The sequence below is a fragment of the Stenotrophomonas sp. Sm10 genome, assembly GCF_030985515.1.
GTDB lineage: Bacteria > Pseudomonadota > Gammaproteobacteria > Xanthomonadales > Xanthomonadaceae > Stenotrophomonas > Stenotrophomonas hibiscicola.
Genome location: NZ_JAPTFO010000001.1, coordinates 14,142 through 29,209 on the forward strand (window position 1 = coordinate 14,142; position 15,068 = coordinate 29,209).

Here is a 15,068-nt window from a genome sequence, read left to right on the forward strand (position 1 = left end):
TCTGGACTCGTGCGAGGGACGAGTTAAATGATAATGATTCTCAGTTGACAATCAACAACCATTCTCAACTTGATTGATTGGATTAATGATCGAATCTTCAGATTCGATAGATCGCATCAATCAAATGGCGCCGCATGTGTGTAGAGTCGACTGTTGGTCGACTGCTTCGAGCAACAGCAGTCGACCAACAGCCGACTCTACCGAGGCACGGGCCCGAGCCGGCCCGACCGAGGCCCAGGCCCGGTCGGCCCCGGGATTCAGGCGAAGGCGGCTTCGACGTCGGCCCAGCGGGCGGCGTCGACCTGCTCCAGCGCTTCCAGTGCCTGCAGGTTCTGCAGCAGCTGGCTGACCCGGCTGGCACCGAGGATCACGCTGGAGACGTTCGGGTTGCGCAGGCACCAGGCGATGGCCAGCGTGGCCGGCGCCTGCCCCAGCGCACGCGCCACCTCGCTGAAGCGGCGCACCTGGGCCAGGCGGGCTTCGGCGTCGGCACCCAGCACCAGGTCCTGCAACCACTGCATGCCTTCCCGGCCCAGCCGCGCATCGGCCGGAATGCCCTGGTCGTACTTGCCGGTGAGCAGGCCCGAGGCCAGCGGCGAGAAGATGGTGGTGCCCAGTCCGGCGCCGGCATACAGCGGCGCGTACTCGACCTCCACGCGCTCGCGGTGCAGCAGGTTGTACTGCGGCTGCTCCATCGACGGGCCCTGCAGGTTGCGCGCCTGCGCGATGTCCAGCGCCTGCTGGATCTGCACGGCCGACCACTCCGAGGTCCCCCAGTAGAGGATCTTGCCCTGCCGCACCAGGGTGTCCATGGCATGCACGGTCTCGGCGACCGGTGCGTCCGGATCCGGGCGGTGGCAGTAATAGAGGTCCAGGTAATCCACCCGCAGGCGCTTGAGCGCGGCGTGGCAGGCATCGGTCACATGCTTGCGCGACAGGCCGCGCTGGGTCGGCCGCGGGTCCTTGGCGCTGCCGAAGAACACCTTGCTGGAGACGCAGAAACCGTCGCGCGGCAGGCGCAGGTCGGCGATCACATCGCCCATCACCTGTTCGGCGCGGCCGTTGGCATAGCCCTCGGCATTGTCGAAGAAGTTGACGCCATGATCCCAGGCGGCCGCCACCAGGTTGCGGGCCTCGTCGCGCGGGATCTGGTCACCGAAGGTCACCCAGGCGCCGAAGGACAGGGCGGAAATCGGCAGGCCGGTGGAGCCCAAGCGACGGTATTGCATGCGAATCTCCTGCTGCGGGCCCGCATCCGGGCCGGGATCGAACTCCATTCTACCTGCCGCCGCCGGCCGCAAGCCCTTGCCGTTGCTGGCCCGATCGGTACCGTTGGGTGCGCGCACGCTGCTTTTTCTTGCCCCGGCCCCTGCCCTGCACTAGGCTTCCCGTTTTTCGCGACGCCCCAGGGGAGTCACTCACATGGTCGAAGGTTTGGGCAGGATCGGCTTCGGCCTGTTCGGGTTGGCGGTGCTGATCGGCATCACCTGGTTGTTTTCCAACAACAAGCGTGCAGTTGACTGGAAGCTGGTTGCCACCGGTATCACCCTGCAGATCGCCTTTGCGGCGCTGGTGATCCTGGTGCCGGGCGGGCGCGACGTGTTCGATGCGCTGGGCAAGGGCTTCGTCAAGATCCTCAGCTTCGTCAACGAGGGCTCGGGCTTCATCTTCGGCTCGTTGATGGACACCAAGAACTACGGCTTCATCTTCGCCTTCCAGGTGCTGCCGACCATCATCTTCTTCTCGGCGCTGATGGGGGTGATGTACCACCTCAACGTCATGCAGGCGATCGTGCGCGTGATGGCCTGGTCGATCACCAAGGTGATGCGCGTGTCCGGCGCGGAAACCACCAGCGTCTGCGCCAGCGTCTTCATCGGCCAGACCGAGGCGCCGCTGACCGTTCGCCCGTACATCGCCAGGATGACCCAGTCCGAACTGCTGACCATGATGATCGGCGGCATGGCGCATATCGCCGGCGGCGTGCTGGCGGCCTACGTGGGCATGCTGGGCGGCGGCGATCCGGCGCAGCAGGCTTTCTACGCCAAGCACCTGCTGGCGGCCAGCATCATGGCGGCCCCGGCCACCCTGGTCGTGGCCAAGCTGCTGATTCCGGAAACCGGCACCCCGCTGACCCGCGGCACGGTGAAGATGGAAGTCGAAAAGACCTCCAGCAACATCATCGATGCCGCCGCTGCCGGCGCCGGTGACGGCCTGAAGCTGGCACTGAACATCGGCGCGATGCTGCTGGCCTTCATCGCCCTTATCGCGCTGCTGAACGCGCCGCTGACCTGGGTGGGCGAAGTGACCGGCCTGGCCGCTGCCATCGGCAAGCCGACCAACCTGTCGACCATTTTCGGCTATCTGCTGGCCCCGATCGCCTGGGTGATCGGCACGCCGTGGGCCGACGCCACCACCGTCGGCTCGCTGATCGGCCAGAAGGTCGTGATCAACGAGTTCGTCGCCTACACCGAACTGTCGCAGATCGTGAACGGCCAGATCCCGGGCGTGAGCCTGTCCGCCGAAGGCCGCCTGATTGCCACTTACGCGCTGTGCGGCTTCGCCAACTTCAGCTCGATCGCGATCCAGATCGGCGGTATCGGTGGCCTGGCGCCGGAGCGCCGCCACGACCTGGCCAAGTTCGGCCTGCGCGCGGTGCTGGGCGGTACCATTGCCACCTTCATGACGGCGACCATCGCCGGCGTGCTGACGCACTTCAGTTGAACCCCTGGTTGAGAAAAGATTTCCTATGAGCAGCAGTGTCGTTGTCGTCGGTTCCTTCAATGTCGATCACGTGTGGCGGTGCGAAACGCTGCCGGCACCGGGTGCGACCATTGCCGGCCGCTACAGCACCGGCCCCGGTGGCAAGGGCTTCAACCAGGCCGTGGCGGCCTGCCGCGCTGGTGCGGACACCCACTTCGTGTGTGCGTTGGGCGATGACGCCGGTGGCGCCACTGCGCGCGAACTGGCTGCGCACGATGGCTTCGCGCTGATCGCCGAGGCCAGCAGCGAGCCGACCGGCACCGCCGGCATCTACGTCGATGCCCGTGGCCGCAACACGATCGTGATCGGCCCCGGCGCCAATGCCGCGCTGGGCACCGATTTCCTGCAACAGCAGCAGGCCCTGCTGGCCGGTGCCAAGGTGGTGCTGGTGCAGCTGGAATCGCCGGTGCAGACCATCGAAGCGGCGCTGGCCACGGCCCGCGAGGCCGGTGTCACCACCGTGCTCAACACCGCGCCGGCCGATGCGCCCTCGACCATCGGCCTGCTCAAGCTGGCCGATGTGATCACCCCGAACGAGACCGAGTTCGCCGCCCTGCTCGGCCGCCATGTCGGCGAGCGCGTGGATGCCAACGACGTCGCGGCGCTGGATGGCGCCAGCCTGCATGCGCTGTGCCGCAAGCTGGTCGGCAACGGCACGGTGGTGGTGACGCTGGGTTCGGTGGGCGTGTTCGTCTCTCACGCCGACGAGAACCTGCGCGGCGATACCCAGCCGTACTACCGCGTCGGTGCCGAACAGGTGCAGGCCATCGACACCACCGGTGCTGGTGATGCCTTCAACGGTGCGCTGGCTGCGTCGCTGGCACAGGTGGCCGATGCACCGTTCGCCCGCCACGTGCGCTTTGCCAACCAGTTCGCCGGTCGCTCGACCGAGAAGGAAGGCGCTGCAGCGGCGATGCCGCGCTTCACCCCGGCCGACGCCGAAGCCAAGTAATTCCACGCCACGCGTGGATGACAAGGCCCGGGTGCACAGGCACCTGGGCCTTTCTTTCGCCCATTGCCCAGCCCCTGCGACCGCCTGTCGCATTGCCCACATCCTGCCCCTCGCTCACGATCCGCGCAGCTTCCTTGCACGGGCAGGACATGGACGGATTCCCTTGGTTGCTGGTCGCGGCCGCAGGCAGTGCCGCTGCGGCGCTGCTGCATATCGGCTGCATCGCCTTCGGCGCCGCGTGGTACAGGTACTTCGGTGCCGCCCAGCGCGTGGTCCGGCTGGCACAGGCCGGGCATTGGTGGCCACCGCTGATGACCGCCGGCATCACGGCCGTGCTGGTGGCCTGGACGCTGTACGCACTGGCCGCTGCGGGCTGGCATTCGCCACTGCCGGCCAGTCGTCTGGTCCTGTCGGGCATCGCCCTGCTGTTGCTGCTGCGCGCCGCGATGGGCTTCGGGCTGGCGCTGCTGCGGCCCGGCCACAACGGCCGGCGCTTCTGGATGGTCAGTTCACTGGTCTGCCTCAGCCTGGGGCTGGCCTTCGCCCTGGGTACCCGCCAGGCCTGGCAGCGCCTGGGGTAGCCGCCCACCTTCGCCCGCCCTTGGGGGCGGCGGAAGCAACCGTCAAGCATCTGCTGATGCCGGTACGGCATGAGGTCGGTGCCGATCGGCCTGAACCGGGGCGCAGCCGATACGGCCGCGTCGCTGTCGGCGCCCTACAATGGGCGCATGCAGATCGGCCCGTACACCATTGCTCCGAACGTCGTGCTGGCGCCCATGGCCGGCGTCACCGACAAACCCTTCCGCCTGCTGTGCAAACGGCTGGGCGCGGGCCTGGCCGCCTCGGAAATGACCATCAGCGACCCGCGCTTCTGGACCACGCGCAAGTCGATCCACCGCATGGACCATGACGGCGAACCGGCACCGATCAGCGTGCAGATCGCCGGGACCGAGCCGCAGCAGCTGGCCGAGGCCGCGCGCTACAACGTCGACCACGGCGCGCAGATCATCGACATCAACATGGGCTGCCCGGCCAAGAAGGTGTGCAACGCCTGGGCCGGCTCGGCGCTGATGCGCGACGAGCAGTTGGTGGCGCGCATCCTCGAAGCCGTGGTCAACGCGGTGGACGTGCCGGTCACGCTGAAGATCCGCACCGGTTGGGACTGTGACCACCGCAATGGCCCGCTGATCGCGCGCATCGCCGAGGACAGCGGTATCGCTGCACTGGCCGTGCACGGCCGCACCCGCGACCAGCACTACACCGGCCAGGCCGAGTACGCCACCATCGGCGAGATCAAGGCCGCACTGCGCATTCCGGTGATCGCCAACGGCGATATCGATTCGCCGCAGAAGGCGGCCTACGTGCTGAAGGAAACCGGCGTGGACGCGGTGATGATCGGCCGCTCCGCACAGGGCCGGCCGTGGATCTTCCGCGAGGTGGCGCACTACCTGGCCACCGGCGACGAACTGCCACCGCCGTCGTTGGCGGAAGTGCGCGACATCCTGCTCGGCCACCTGCATGCGCTGCATGCGTTCTATGGCGAGCCGCAGGGCGTGCGCATCGCGCGCAAGCACCTGGGCTGGTATGCCAAGGACCGGCCGGAGAACGCCGCCTTCCGCGCCGTGGTCAACCGTGCCGAAGACCCACAGAGCCAGATCGCGCTGACCACCGAGTACTTCGACCGCCTGATCGCCGGGGAACCGGCGCTGCCTTCGGCCGCCTGACCGCCCTGCCGCGTCGCAACGTCGAGCCTGCTCGACCGAATTGAACTCCGAGAGCCCGCCTCCATGACCCCGCCGATCTCCTCTCCCACGTACCTCCACGGGTTTTCCGGCACCGAGCAGCAGCGCCTCATGACCCAGGCCCGGCTGCTGGAATCGAGCATCTTCGGCCAGATCGACTACAGCGGCGCGCGGCGCCTGCTGGAAGTCGGCAGTGGCGTTGGTGCACAGACCGAGATCCTGCTGCGCCGCTTTCCCGAGCTGCACGTGACCGGCGTGGACCTGAGCGAAGCGCAGCTGGCTACCGCACGCGAAAACCTGGCGCGTACGCCATGGTGCAGCGACCGGTACACCCTGCAGCAGGCCGATGCCGGCGAGCTGCCGTTCGAGGCCCGCAGCTTCGACTCCGCGTTCCTGTGCTGGGTGCTGGAACACGTGCCGTCACCGGCGCGCGTACTCAGCGAAGTGCGCCGCGTGCTGGCACCGGGTTCGCCGGTGTACATCACCGAGGTGATGAACGCCTCTTTCCTGCTCGATCCGTATTCGCCGCACATCTGGCGCTACTGGATGGCGTTCAACGATTTCCAGTACGACCATGGTGGCGACCCGTTCGTCGGCGCCAAGCTGGGCAACCTGCTGCTGGCCGGCGGCTTCCGCGACGTGCACACCGAGATCAAGACCATCCACCTGGACAACCGTGAACCGGCGCGCCGCAAGACGATGATCGCGTTCTGGGAGCAGCTGCTGCTGTCGGCGGCCGACCAGCTGCTGCAGGCCGGCTCGGTGGACGAGGAAACCGTGGAAGGCATGCGCCGCGAGTTCCGCCTGGTGCAGAACGACCCGAATGCGGTGTTCTTCTATTCGTTCGTGCAGGGCCGCGCCACGGTGTATTGAGCCGACGCGGCACCAATGCTCCCGCATCCACGCATGGCGTGGATCTACTCGACAGCGCCGACTACGGGCGCATGCCAGATCCGCTGCCACATCGCCGCCAGCCGGCGCCCGGCATCAGCGCGCGCGGCGGGACTGCTGTAATCCGCCCGCAGCTGCTCGGGCGTGATTGGCCGCCACTGCCCGTCGACCTGCTCGGCCACGGCGAAGTTGAAGGTGTAGTCCGGCTCCAGGCCCATGCGCAGGTCGCTCAGCACCAGCCGGCCGTCCACGACCTGCGCACGCATGAAGCCACGGTTGAACCACTGCAGGCGCCGCACTGCCGGAATGCCCCCCGCTTCGCGCAAGGCCTGCACGTTGGACGCATGGCCTTCGAACCGCATCGGCCCGTGGTCGGCCACCAGCGAGCGATCACCCACCACGTAGCCGTTGGGCGTCATCGCCACCACCCGCCACAGCAGGGTGTTGAACGGCATCGGCACCGAGAAGCGCGGCGCATCGCCCAGGCCCATCGCGGACAGGCTCTGCTGCGCGGCACGGTCGACCAGTGCCTTGGCGATCAGGCCCCAGCCCAGGTAGCCACTGCTGATCAGCAGCGCCACGCCCAGCACCTTGCCCACCCAGGACCGGGCGCGACCGAACCAGGCCAGCACGCAGCCCAGCAGCAGCCATACCGTGTAGCCAGGATCGATGATGAAGACACTGGAACCCATGGTCGGATGTGGCCGCAACGGCCACCACAGCTGGGTACCGTAGACGGTGAACGCATCCAACAGCGGATGGGTGACCAGCGCCAGCTGGATCGCCCAGAACCAGCGCAGCGGTGACTGCGCGACGCGGCCATTGCCGAAGCGCTTGAACAGCCACCAGATCAATGCGGCCACCCAGGGCAGCACCAGCAGCGAATGACTGAAACTGCGGTGCTCGATCATGTTCGCCACCGGATCGGCTGCGGTGAAACCGAGCCACAGGGCGTCGAGGTCCGGCAGGGTGCCAAGCGCGGCACCGGCCAGCAGGGCCGCGCGGCGGTGGCCAGGCGGGGCGATGGCAGCAGCGACGGCGCCACCGAGCACGATCTGGGTCAGGGAGTCCATGGGCCGATGCTAGCGGCTTGCGGGCGGTGCATGTAGAGCCGAGCCCATGCTCGGCTGCTCTTCATTGCGTGTAACGGCAGCCAAGCATGGGCTCGGCTCTACAAGGGTACAGACGCGGGCGGGTTACGCCGCCTGCGACATGCGTGCGCCCGGCAGCTCCGCCAGCGTCTGGCCGTTGTGGTCCAGCAGGCGCAGCGCGCCATCATGGTCTTCGGCCAGCGCGGTCAGGCTTTCCACCCAGTCGCCGTCGTTCGCGTAGACCAGGCCATCGCGTTCAATCAACGCAGCTCGGTGGATGTGGCCACAGACGATGCCATCCAGCCCGCGACGGCGGACATCGTCCAGCCCGGCCTGCACGAAGCGCTCGATGTAGCGTTCGGCGGCGCCGCTGCGCTTCTTCAGGAATTCAGACAATGACCAGTAGCGCATGCCCAGCAGCCGCCGCACCGCGTTCAGCGCCTGGTTGCCGGTCAGGATGCGGTAGTACAGCCAATCGCCGAATTTCTCCTGCAGGCCACCGAAGTGGGTCACGCCGTCGTACTCGTCCCCATGCGCGACCAGCAGCCGGCGGCCATCGGCGGTCACGTGGATGGCGCGGCGGCGGACCTGCATCGCCGGCAGCATCAGCCCACAGACCTGGCGCAGCGAGGCATCGTGGTTGCCGGGGATGTAGATGATCTCGGTACCCGCACGGCGCAATGCATGCAGGGCCTGGATGACTTCGCTGTGTGACTGCCGCCAATTGGCCCGGCGATGCGCCATCCACCACAGGTCGATGATGTCGCCGACCAGGTACAACCGTTCGCAACGCAGCTGCAAGAGGAACCGTGCCAGCTCGGTGGCATGGCAATGACGTGAACCCAGATGCACATCGGAGACGAATACTGCGCGCCGGCGCGGCGACAGGTTCGCCAGCGCGCTCATGCCGGCGTCCCCGCGTCGCGCAGGTAGCGTTTGCGCTTGTTCGGCCGGATCGCACACAGGTCCACTTCGATCAGGCCGTCGATCGAATCGCTGAAGTCCGGGTCGACACCGAAGGCGAGGAAGCGGGCACCACCGGGTTCACACAGATCGGTGTACTGGCGGTACAGCGTGGGTACGCCGGTACCGAGCGCAGCCAGGTTGGCCTTGAGCACCTCGAACGCGGCGCCTGCATCCAGCTCACCGAAACTGGGCGGTGCGGCGAAGTACTGGAACGGGCGGTTCGATTCGGCCAGGCCAGCGGTACCGCTGTAATAGCGCTGGTAGTACGCCACCAGCTGCTCGCGCGCTTCACGCGGTAGCGCCGCGCTGATCGACACGGCGCCGAACAGGTAGCGGATGCCCGGCCGGCACTGCAGGTAGGCGCCGATGCCCTGCCACAGATAGTCCAGGCTGCGGCTGCCCCAGTAGTCGGGCACCACGAAGCTGCGGCCCAGTTCCAGGCCCTCGGCGATGTGGGTGATGGCATCGTCGGAATAGCGGAACAGCGACGCGCTGTAGAGCCCGGACAGGCCGTGCCGGGCCAGTGCGTGGGCGCCGCGCATGATCCGGTACGCGCCGGCGATGCGCTGCGCGGCGGCGTCCCAGATCACGATGTGCTCGTACTGCGGGTCGTAGTTGTCGAGGTCACGGCTGCGCCCGGTGCCCTCGCCCACCTGGCGGAAGGTCAGTTCGCGCAGGCGGCCCAGCTCCAGCAGCAGCGGCGAATCGGCAGTACAGGTGGCCAGCAGAATCTGCTTGCCATCGGCGGTCTGGCCCAGCTGGGTCGCTGCGGCAATCCCTGCAGCGACCTGCGAAGGGGGCACCGGGGCGGCCAGCGGCTCAGGGCCTGCGCAGGCAGCGGCATTGCCGGCCGCGCCATTGCGGCCCAGCGCATACAGCGCGCGACGTACCGCCAGCAGCTGTGCGCCCGGGTCACCGCCATCGCCCAGCCGCATCGGCTCGCCGATGCTCAGCCGCAGCGGGCGGCCACGACGGGTGAACATCTCGCGTGCCAGCAGGGCGGTGCCGGCCGGCTTGAACAGGGTTGATGCGCCGTAGAACAGCGCCGAGTTGCGCGCTTCCACCCGCACTGGCAGCACCGGCGCCCCGGCGGCGCGGGCAAAGCGCACGAACCCGCGCTGCCAGCGACCATCGCGGATGCCTCGCAGCGAGAGGCGCGAGACCTCGCCGGCCGGGAACACGATCACGCACTGCTCGGCGGCCAGCGCCTCCTCCACCGCGTGCAGACTGCCGCGCTGGGCCTTGCCGCCAAGGATGCGCACCGGCAACAGCAGATCCTGCAGTGGCGCGATAGCCCCCAACAGATCGTTCGCCACGATCCGCACGTCACGGCGGATGCGTCCGACCGCGTCCAGCAGCGCCAGCGCGTCCAGCGCCCCGGACGGATGGTTGGCAACAATCAGCAGGCGGCCGGTGGCCGGGATCTTCGCCAGCGCGGCCGGATCCACCTGGTACTGGCCATCGACGAATTCCAGGGCGGCGGCGACGAAGCCGAATCCGCGCAACCCTGCACTGCGCTTCAGGAAGGCCTCGATCTGGTCCAACCGCGACCAGCGACCGACGCTGCGCAGCAGCGGCCGTGCCAGCTGGCCACGACGGCCATGGAACCAATCGGGGAAGCGTTGCTGGAGACGCTGTTCGAGTTCCTGCATGGCGGATCCACTCATGCCCGGCGGCCGGATTGGCCGACAGCCTGCGCCCGGCAGGCGGCAGCCAGATGGCGGTTTCGGGGCAGAACGATGACGGCCGGTCCGGCAGGGTCGCGGCCTGCGCGGTCCGGGGTTGGACAGCCCCGTCCGTCGTCACGCTGGTGGAACACTGGGCCTCGAGGCCGGGCCCCAATCCCGTCACGACGGCCCCTGCCAGGCCTACGCGGGCTTAACCACCGGCAACCGGTACCGGTTCACAATGCACAGGCGGCGCACCCCGTGTATCATGCGCGCCCATCTTTCCATCCGAATCAAGGGATATTACGCCTGATGTCCAGCTATCTCTTCACCTCCGAGTCGGTCTCTGAAGGCCATCCGGACAAGGTTGCCGACCAGATCTCCGATGCGGTGCTGGACGCGATCCTGACCCAGGACCAGCGTGCCCGCGTGGCCTGCGAGACCATGGTCAAGACCGGCGTTGCCATCGTGGCCGGTGAAATCACCACCAGCGCCTGGATCGACCTGGAAGCGCTGACCCGCAAGGTCATCACGGACATCGGCTACGACAGCTCCGACGTCGGCTTCGACGGCGCCACCTGCGGCGTGCTGAACCTGATCGGCAAGCAGTCGCCGCACATCGCCCAGGGCGTGGACCGCAAGAAGCCGGAAGAAATGGGCGCTGGCGACCAGGGCCTGATGTTCGGCTATGCCACCAACGAGACCGACAGCTACATGCCGGCCGCGATCCACCTGTCGCACCGCCTGGTCGAGCAGCAGGCCAAGATCCGCAAGAAGAAGAACTCGCCGCTGTCGTGGCTGCGCCCGGACGCCAAGAGCCAGGTCACCCTGCGCTATGAAAACGGCGTGGTCTCGGCCATCGACGCCGTGGTCCTGTCGACCCAGCACGCCCCGGGCATCAAGCAGAAGGACCTCATCGAGGCCGTCCGCGAAGAAATCATCAAGCCGGTGCTGCCGGCCAAGTGGCTGCACAAGGGCACCAAGTTCCACATCAACCCGACCGGCAAGTTCGAGATCGGCGGCCCGGTGGGCGACTGTGGCCTGACCGGCCGCAAGATCATCGTCGACACCTACGGCGGCTGGGCCCGTCACGGTGGTGGCGCGTTCTCCGGCAAGGACCCGTCCAAGGTCGACCGTTCGGCTGCCTACGCGGCCCGCTACGTCGCCAAGAACGTGGTTGCTGCCGGCCTGGCCGACCGCTGCGAAGTGCAGGTCTCCTACGCCATCGGCGTGGCCGAGCCGACCTCGATCTCGGTCACCACCTTCGGCACCGGCAAGATCAGCGATGACAAGATCGAGAAGCTGATCCGCAAGCACTTCGACCTGCGCCCGTACGGCATCATCAAGATGCTGGACCTGATCCACCCGATGTACCAGCAGACTGCGGCCTACGGCCACTTCGGCCGCAAGCCGAAGGAGTTCAGCTACCTCAACGGCGAAGGCGAGACCGTCAACGCCACGGCCTTCTCCTGGGAGAAGACCGACCGCGCCGCCGCCCTGCGCGCCGATGCGAAGCTGAAGTAAGAAACACGAAGGGCCGCTCACGCGGCCCTTCTGCTTTCTGTAGAGCCGAGCCCATGCTCGGCTTTCTTTTTCTTGCGACAAGAGCAGCCGAGCATGGGCTCGGCTCTACAAGAGCTACGCCACGCCGATACAATCGGCCCATGTCGACCGAACTGAAAACCCACCAGCTGTCCATGACCGTGCTGATGTCGCCGGACATGGCCAATTTCTCCGGCAAGGTCCACGGTGGCGCGATCCTGAGGCTGCTCGACCAGGTCGCCTATGCCTGTGCCAGCCGCTACGCCGGCAGCTATGTGGTCACCCTGTCGGTGGACCAGGTGATGTTCCGCCAGCCCATCGCGGTGGGCGAGCTGGTCACCTTCCTGGCCTCGGTGAACCATACCGGCACCTCGTCGATGGAGATCGGCATCAAGGTGGTGGCCGAAGACATCCTCAAGCGCAGCGTGCGCCACGCCAACAGCTGTTTCTTCACGATGGTGGCCGTGGATGAGGAAGGCCGGCCGACGCCGGTGCCAACATTGCAGCCGGTCACCTCGGACGAGAAGCGCCGCCAGGCCGCAGCGCTGATCCGCCGCCAACTGCGCCAGGAAATGGAACAGCGCCACCTGGAACTGCTGGCATCGAATCCTCCGTCGCCGGAGGAGTGAGGGTGTGCGGGGCACGCCCCGCACCCACCGAGGCAGGTAGCGCCGGGCCATGCCCGGCGGATACGCATCAACCCGTGTTCTGCACCCCCTGCGAAACTCCGTTCACGCACGCCACCAGCGCGCGCAGCAGCTCGTCATCCTCGCGCCCGCTGGCCCGCCAGCGCTGCAGCAGATCCACCTGCAGCACGCTGATCGGATCGACGTAGGGATTGCGCAGGCGGATCGACAGCGCCAGCCGCGCATCATGGTCCAGCAGCGTCTTCTGGTCCATCAGCGCCAGCAGCCAGTGCCGGGTAAGTTCCAGTTCGCGCTGTACCTGCGGGAAGAAGCGCCCGTGCAGGTCGCCAGACAACAGCGAGAACTGCTCGGCGATGGTGATATCGCCCTTGGACAGCACCATCGCGATGTCGTCCAGGAAGGTGCGGAAGAACGGCCAGTCACGCGCCATTTCGCGCAGGGTCTCTTCATGGCCAGCGTCCACCGCCGCCTGCAGGCCGCTGCCCACGCCGTACCAGCCGGGAATGACGGCACGCGCCTGGCTCCAGGCAAACACCCAGGGAATCGCACGCAGGTTGCCCAGTGCCGCATCCTGGCCGAGCCGGCGCGAAGGACGCGAGCCCAGCGTCATCCGCTCGATCACGTCGATGGGTGTGGCGGTACGGAAGTAGTCCATGAAGCCGGCCTGGCCAACAAAGGCGCGATACACCTCGCTGCTGGCCGATGACACCGCGTCCATCACCGGCCGCCACGCATCCTCGCGCGGCTCGGCGGCACGCGGGCGCAGGCTGGCGCGCAGCACCGCACCGGTGGCCTGTTCCAGCGAGCGCAGGGCCAGCGCGCGGATGCCATATTTGCGATGGATCACTTCGCCCTGCTCGGTCACCCGCAGGCGGCCATCGATGCTGCCGCGCGGTGAAGCATCCACCGCGTGCGTGGTCTTCCCACCGCCACGGCTGATCGAGCCGCCACGGCCATGGAAGAAGGTCAGGCGGATGCCCGCCTCGGCCGCCACCTCCAGCAGTTCCACCTGCGCGCGCTGCAGGCCCCAGCGCGAGGCGGCGATGCCACCGTCCTTGCTGCTGTCCGAGTAGCCGAGCATCACCATCTGCACGTCGCCGCGCGCGCGCAGATGGGTGCGATACACCGGGTCGTCCAGCAGGTCGCGCAGCGTGGCGGTGCCGCGCTTGAGGTCATCCACGGTTTCAAACAGCGGCGCGATGTCCAGCGGCACCGTGTCATCGGCGTCGACCAGGCCACCACGCCGCGCCAGCGCCAGTACCGCCAGCACGTCGCTGCGGTCGTGCGCCATCGAAATGATGTAACTGCCCAGTGCATCGCCGCCATGGCGTGCGCGTGCATCAGCCAGCGCGGCAAACACCGCATCCAGCCGCTGGTTGCCTTCGTCGTCGCCCTTCGGCAACGGCGTGTCACCACTCGCATGCGGCGCCAGCAGGCGCGCACGCCCCACGGCATCGAGATCGTCCCACGCTACGTCACTGCCCAGCACCGTGGCCAGCGCACGCGCATGCACGCTCGATTCCTGGCGCACATCCAGCCGCGCCAGATGGAAGCCGAACGTCTTCACCCGCCACAGCAGACGCTGCACGGCAAAGCCGCCGGCATGTTCGCCGCAATTGGCGCGCAGGCTGTCGAGGATCAGCTGCAGATCGTCGATCAGTTCGGCGGGGCCGGCGTAGGCGCCGCTGCCATCATCCAGCGTGGCCTGCAGGCGTGCGCGCATGCGGTCGTTGAGCAGGCGGTACGGCATGTCGGCATGGCGCGGGCGCGACTGCACCTGCGGCAGCAGCTGCTGGTACTGCGCCACGCGTGCCTGCAACGCATCACTCACGCCCACTCGCTCGGTAGACTGGCTGAGCAGGCTGGCCAGCTGCAGCAGTTCCTTCTGGTAGCGCCCCAGCACTGCCTGCCGCTGTGCATCCAGCGTGTTGCGGATGGTGGTGGCATCCACGTTCGGGTTGCCGTCCATGTCGCCGCCCACCCAGGTGCCGAAGCGCAGCAGGCGCGGCAGCGGCAGTTCTTCGCCGAAGGTATCGCGCAGCGCCTGCTGCAGCGATTCGTACAGCACCGGGATCACCCGGTACAGCACCTGTACCAGATAAAAGCCGACGTGCTCGCGCTCGTCGTCCACGGTGGGCCGCACCGGCGAGGAATCGGTGGTCTGCCACGAAGCGGTCAGCGCCATGCGGAAGCGCGCGGCATCGGCGGCCGCTTCCCCCGGCGTGCGCTGGCCATCAAGGTTGTCGACCAGGCTGGCCACCATCAGCTGCTCTTTCTCCAGCAGCGCGCGGCGCACCGCTTCGGTCGGGTGCGCGGTAAACACCGGTTCGATGTCGATGCGCGGCAGCCATTGCGCCAGCTCGTCCAGCGTCACGCCCTGCGCCTTCAGGTGCTGCAGCGCATCCTGCAGGCCATCGGGCTGCGCCCCTGCGGTACCGGCACGCTGGTAGTCACGGCGGCGGCGGATGCGATGCACGCGCTCGGCGATGTTGACCACCTGGAAATAGGTGCTGAACGCCCGCACCATGGTCTCGGCCTGCTGCGGCGTGCGTCCGGCCAGGCCATCGGCAAGCTCGGACAACGCCGCCTGGTTCTCGCGACGGGCGATGGCGCGGGTGCGCACGTCCTCGACATCGTCGAGAAACGCGGCGGAGACCTGTTCAACCAGCAGGTCGCCGACCAGCGCGCCGAGCCGGCGCACGTCATCGCGAAGCGGAAGATCGGGAGAAGCAAACTCGATGCTGCTGCGGTACTCGTTCATCGGCGACGCACAGGCCTCGGTCAACGGATCCAGACCCCAAGCCTAAACC

Annotated in this window: 12 protein-coding genes; 7 read left to right on the forward strand and 5 right to left on the reverse strand. The window is 67.5% G+C overall.

The genetic code is table 11. The features are described 5' to 3' along the window. Nucleotides 1-257: 257 nt before the first annotated feature. On the reverse strand, nucleotides 258-1,229 hold the full coding sequence (locus O0J15_RS00070; RefSeq protein WP_308304872.1) for an aldo/keto reductase: 972 nt from the start codon (nucleotides 1,227-1,229) through the stop codon (nucleotides 258-260). A 193-nt stretch (nucleotides 1,230-1,422) separates the two neighbouring features. Here O0J15_RS00070 and O0J15_RS00075 point away from each other — a divergent pair, with 193 nt between their 5' ends. From O0J15_RS00075 to O0J15_RS00095, 5 genes are all read left to right on the forward strand, one after another. Further along, nucleotides 1,423-2,721, forward strand: a complete 1,299-nt coding sequence (locus O0J15_RS00075) for a NupC/NupG family nucleoside CNT transporter (protein WP_019661098.1) — start codon at nucleotides 1,423-1,425, stop codon at nucleotides 2,719-2,721. A gap of 25 nt (nucleotides 2,722-2,746) precedes the next feature. Continuing rightward, on the forward strand, nucleotides 2,747-3,712 hold the full coding sequence (locus tag O0J15_RS00080; RefSeq protein WP_019661097.1) for a ribokinase: 966 nt from the start codon (nucleotides 2,747-2,749) through the stop codon (nucleotides 3,710-3,712). Between the two features lie 149 nt (nucleotides 3,713-3,861). After that, nucleotides 3,862-4,293, forward strand: a complete 432-nt coding sequence (locus O0J15_RS00085; RefSeq protein WP_308304873.1) for a hypothetical protein — start codon at nucleotides 3,862-3,864, stop codon at nucleotides 4,291-4,293. Nucleotides 4,294-4,440: 147 nt separating this feature from the next. Further along, nucleotides 4,441-5,436, forward strand: a complete 996-nt coding sequence (gene dusB, locus O0J15_RS00090; protein ID WP_031270248.1) for a tRNA dihydrouridine synthase DusB — start codon at nucleotides 4,441-4,443, stop codon at nucleotides 5,434-5,436. 63 nt (nucleotides 5,437-5,499) lie between these two features. Then, nucleotides 5,500-6,327, forward strand: coding sequence for a class I SAM-dependent methyltransferase (locus O0J15_RS00095; RefSeq protein WP_019661094.1), 828 nt, complete (start codon nucleotides 5,500-5,502; stop codon nucleotides 6,325-6,327). 44 nt (nucleotides 6,328-6,371) lie between these two features. Here the strand turns inward: O0J15_RS00095 and O0J15_RS00100 are convergent, their stop codons facing one another. The 3 genes from O0J15_RS00100 to O0J15_RS00110 form a co-directional block, all read right to left on the reverse strand. Continuing rightward, complete coding sequence (locus tag O0J15_RS00100; protein ID WP_308304874.1) at nucleotides 6,372-7,418, reverse strand: metal-dependent hydrolase; 1,047 nt, start codon at nucleotides 7,416-7,418, stop codon at nucleotides 6,372-6,374. Nucleotides 7,419-7,541: 123 nt separating this feature from the next. Next, a complete protein-coding gene (locus tag O0J15_RS00105) occupies nucleotides 7,542-8,342 on the reverse strand; it encodes a UDP-2,3-diacylglucosamine diphosphatase (RefSeq protein ID WP_308304875.1) in 801 nt (266 codons plus the stop codon). Further along, nucleotides 8,339-10,054, reverse strand: a complete 1,716-nt coding sequence (locus O0J15_RS00110; protein ID WP_019661091.1) for a lysophospholipid acyltransferase family protein — start codon at nucleotides 10,052-10,054, stop codon at nucleotides 8,339-8,341. The genes O0J15_RS00105 and O0J15_RS00110 overlap by 4 nt, the downstream gene beginning before the upstream one ends. Nucleotides 10,055-10,381: 327 nt before the next feature. Here O0J15_RS00110 and metK point away from each other — a divergent pair, with 327 nt between their 5' ends. Next, complete coding sequence (metK, locus tag O0J15_RS00115; RefSeq protein ID WP_005408103.1) at nucleotides 10,382-11,593, forward strand: methionine adenosyltransferase; 1,212 nt, start codon at nucleotides 10,382-10,384, stop codon at nucleotides 11,591-11,593. A gap of 140 nt (nucleotides 11,594-11,733) precedes the next feature. Further along, nucleotides 11,734-12,240, forward strand: a complete 507-nt coding sequence (locus tag O0J15_RS00120) for an acyl-CoA thioesterase (protein WP_019661090.1) — start codon at nucleotides 11,734-11,736, stop codon at nucleotides 12,238-12,240. A 67-nt stretch (nucleotides 12,241-12,307) separates the two neighbouring features. Here the strand turns inward: O0J15_RS00120 and ppc are convergent, their stop codons facing one another. Next, nucleotides 12,308-15,019, reverse strand: a complete 2,712-nt coding sequence (gene ppc, locus O0J15_RS00125) for a phosphoenolpyruvate carboxylase (RefSeq protein ID WP_308304903.1) — start codon at nucleotides 15,017-15,019, stop codon at nucleotides 12,308-12,310. Nucleotides 15,020-15,068 lie beyond the last annotated feature (49 nt).

What these genes read in the sequence shown, in the direction of transcription:
- O0J15_RS00075 (WP_019661098.1), top strand. Translation starts at nt 1,423, where the DNA reads ATGGTCGAAGGTTTGGGCAGGATCGGCTTCGGCCTGTTCGGGTTGGCG.
- O0J15_RS00080 (WP_019661097.1), top strand. Translation starts at nt 2,747, where the DNA reads ATGAGCAGCAGTGTCGTTGTCGTCGGTTCCTTCAATGTCGATCACGTG.
- ppc (WP_308304903.1), bottom strand. Translation starts at nt 15,019, where the DNA reads ATGAACGAGTACCGCAGCAGCATCGAGTTTGCTTCTCCCGATCTTCCG.
- dusB (WP_031270248.1), top strand. Translation starts at nt 4,441, where the DNA reads ATGCAGATCGGCCCGTACACCATTGCTCCGAACGTCGTGCTGGCGCCC.
- metK (WP_005408103.1), top strand. Translation starts at nt 10,382, where the DNA reads ATGTCCAGCTATCTCTTCACCTCCGAGTCGGTCTCTGAAGGCCATCCG.
- O0J15_RS00110 (WP_019661091.1), bottom strand. Translation starts at nt 10,054, where the DNA reads ATGCAGGAACTCGAACAGCGTCTCCAGCAACGCTTCCCCGATTGGTTC.
- O0J15_RS00070 (WP_308304872.1), bottom strand. Translation starts at nt 1,229, where the DNA reads ATGCAATACCGTCGCTTGGGCTCCACCGGCCTGCCGATTTCCGCCCTG.
- O0J15_RS00095 (WP_019661094.1), top strand. Translation starts at nt 5,500, where the DNA reads ATGACCCCGCCGATCTCCTCTCCCACGTACCTCCACGGGTTTTCCGGC.
- O0J15_RS00085 (WP_308304873.1), top strand. Translation starts at nt 3,862, where the DNA reads ATGGACGGATTCCCTTGGTTGCTGGTCGCGGCCGCAGGCAGTGCCGCT.
- O0J15_RS00105 (WP_308304875.1), bottom strand. Translation starts at nt 8,342, where the DNA reads ATGAGCGCGCTGGCGAACCTGTCGCCGCGCCGGCGCGCAGTATTCGTC.
- O0J15_RS00120 (WP_019661090.1), top strand. Translation starts at nt 11,734, where the DNA reads ATGTCGACCGAACTGAAAACCCACCAGCTGTCCATGACCGTGCTGATG.
- O0J15_RS00100 (WP_308304874.1), bottom strand. Translation starts at nt 7,418, where the DNA reads ATGGACTCCCTGACCCAGATCGTGCTCGGTGGCGCCGTCGCTGCTGCC.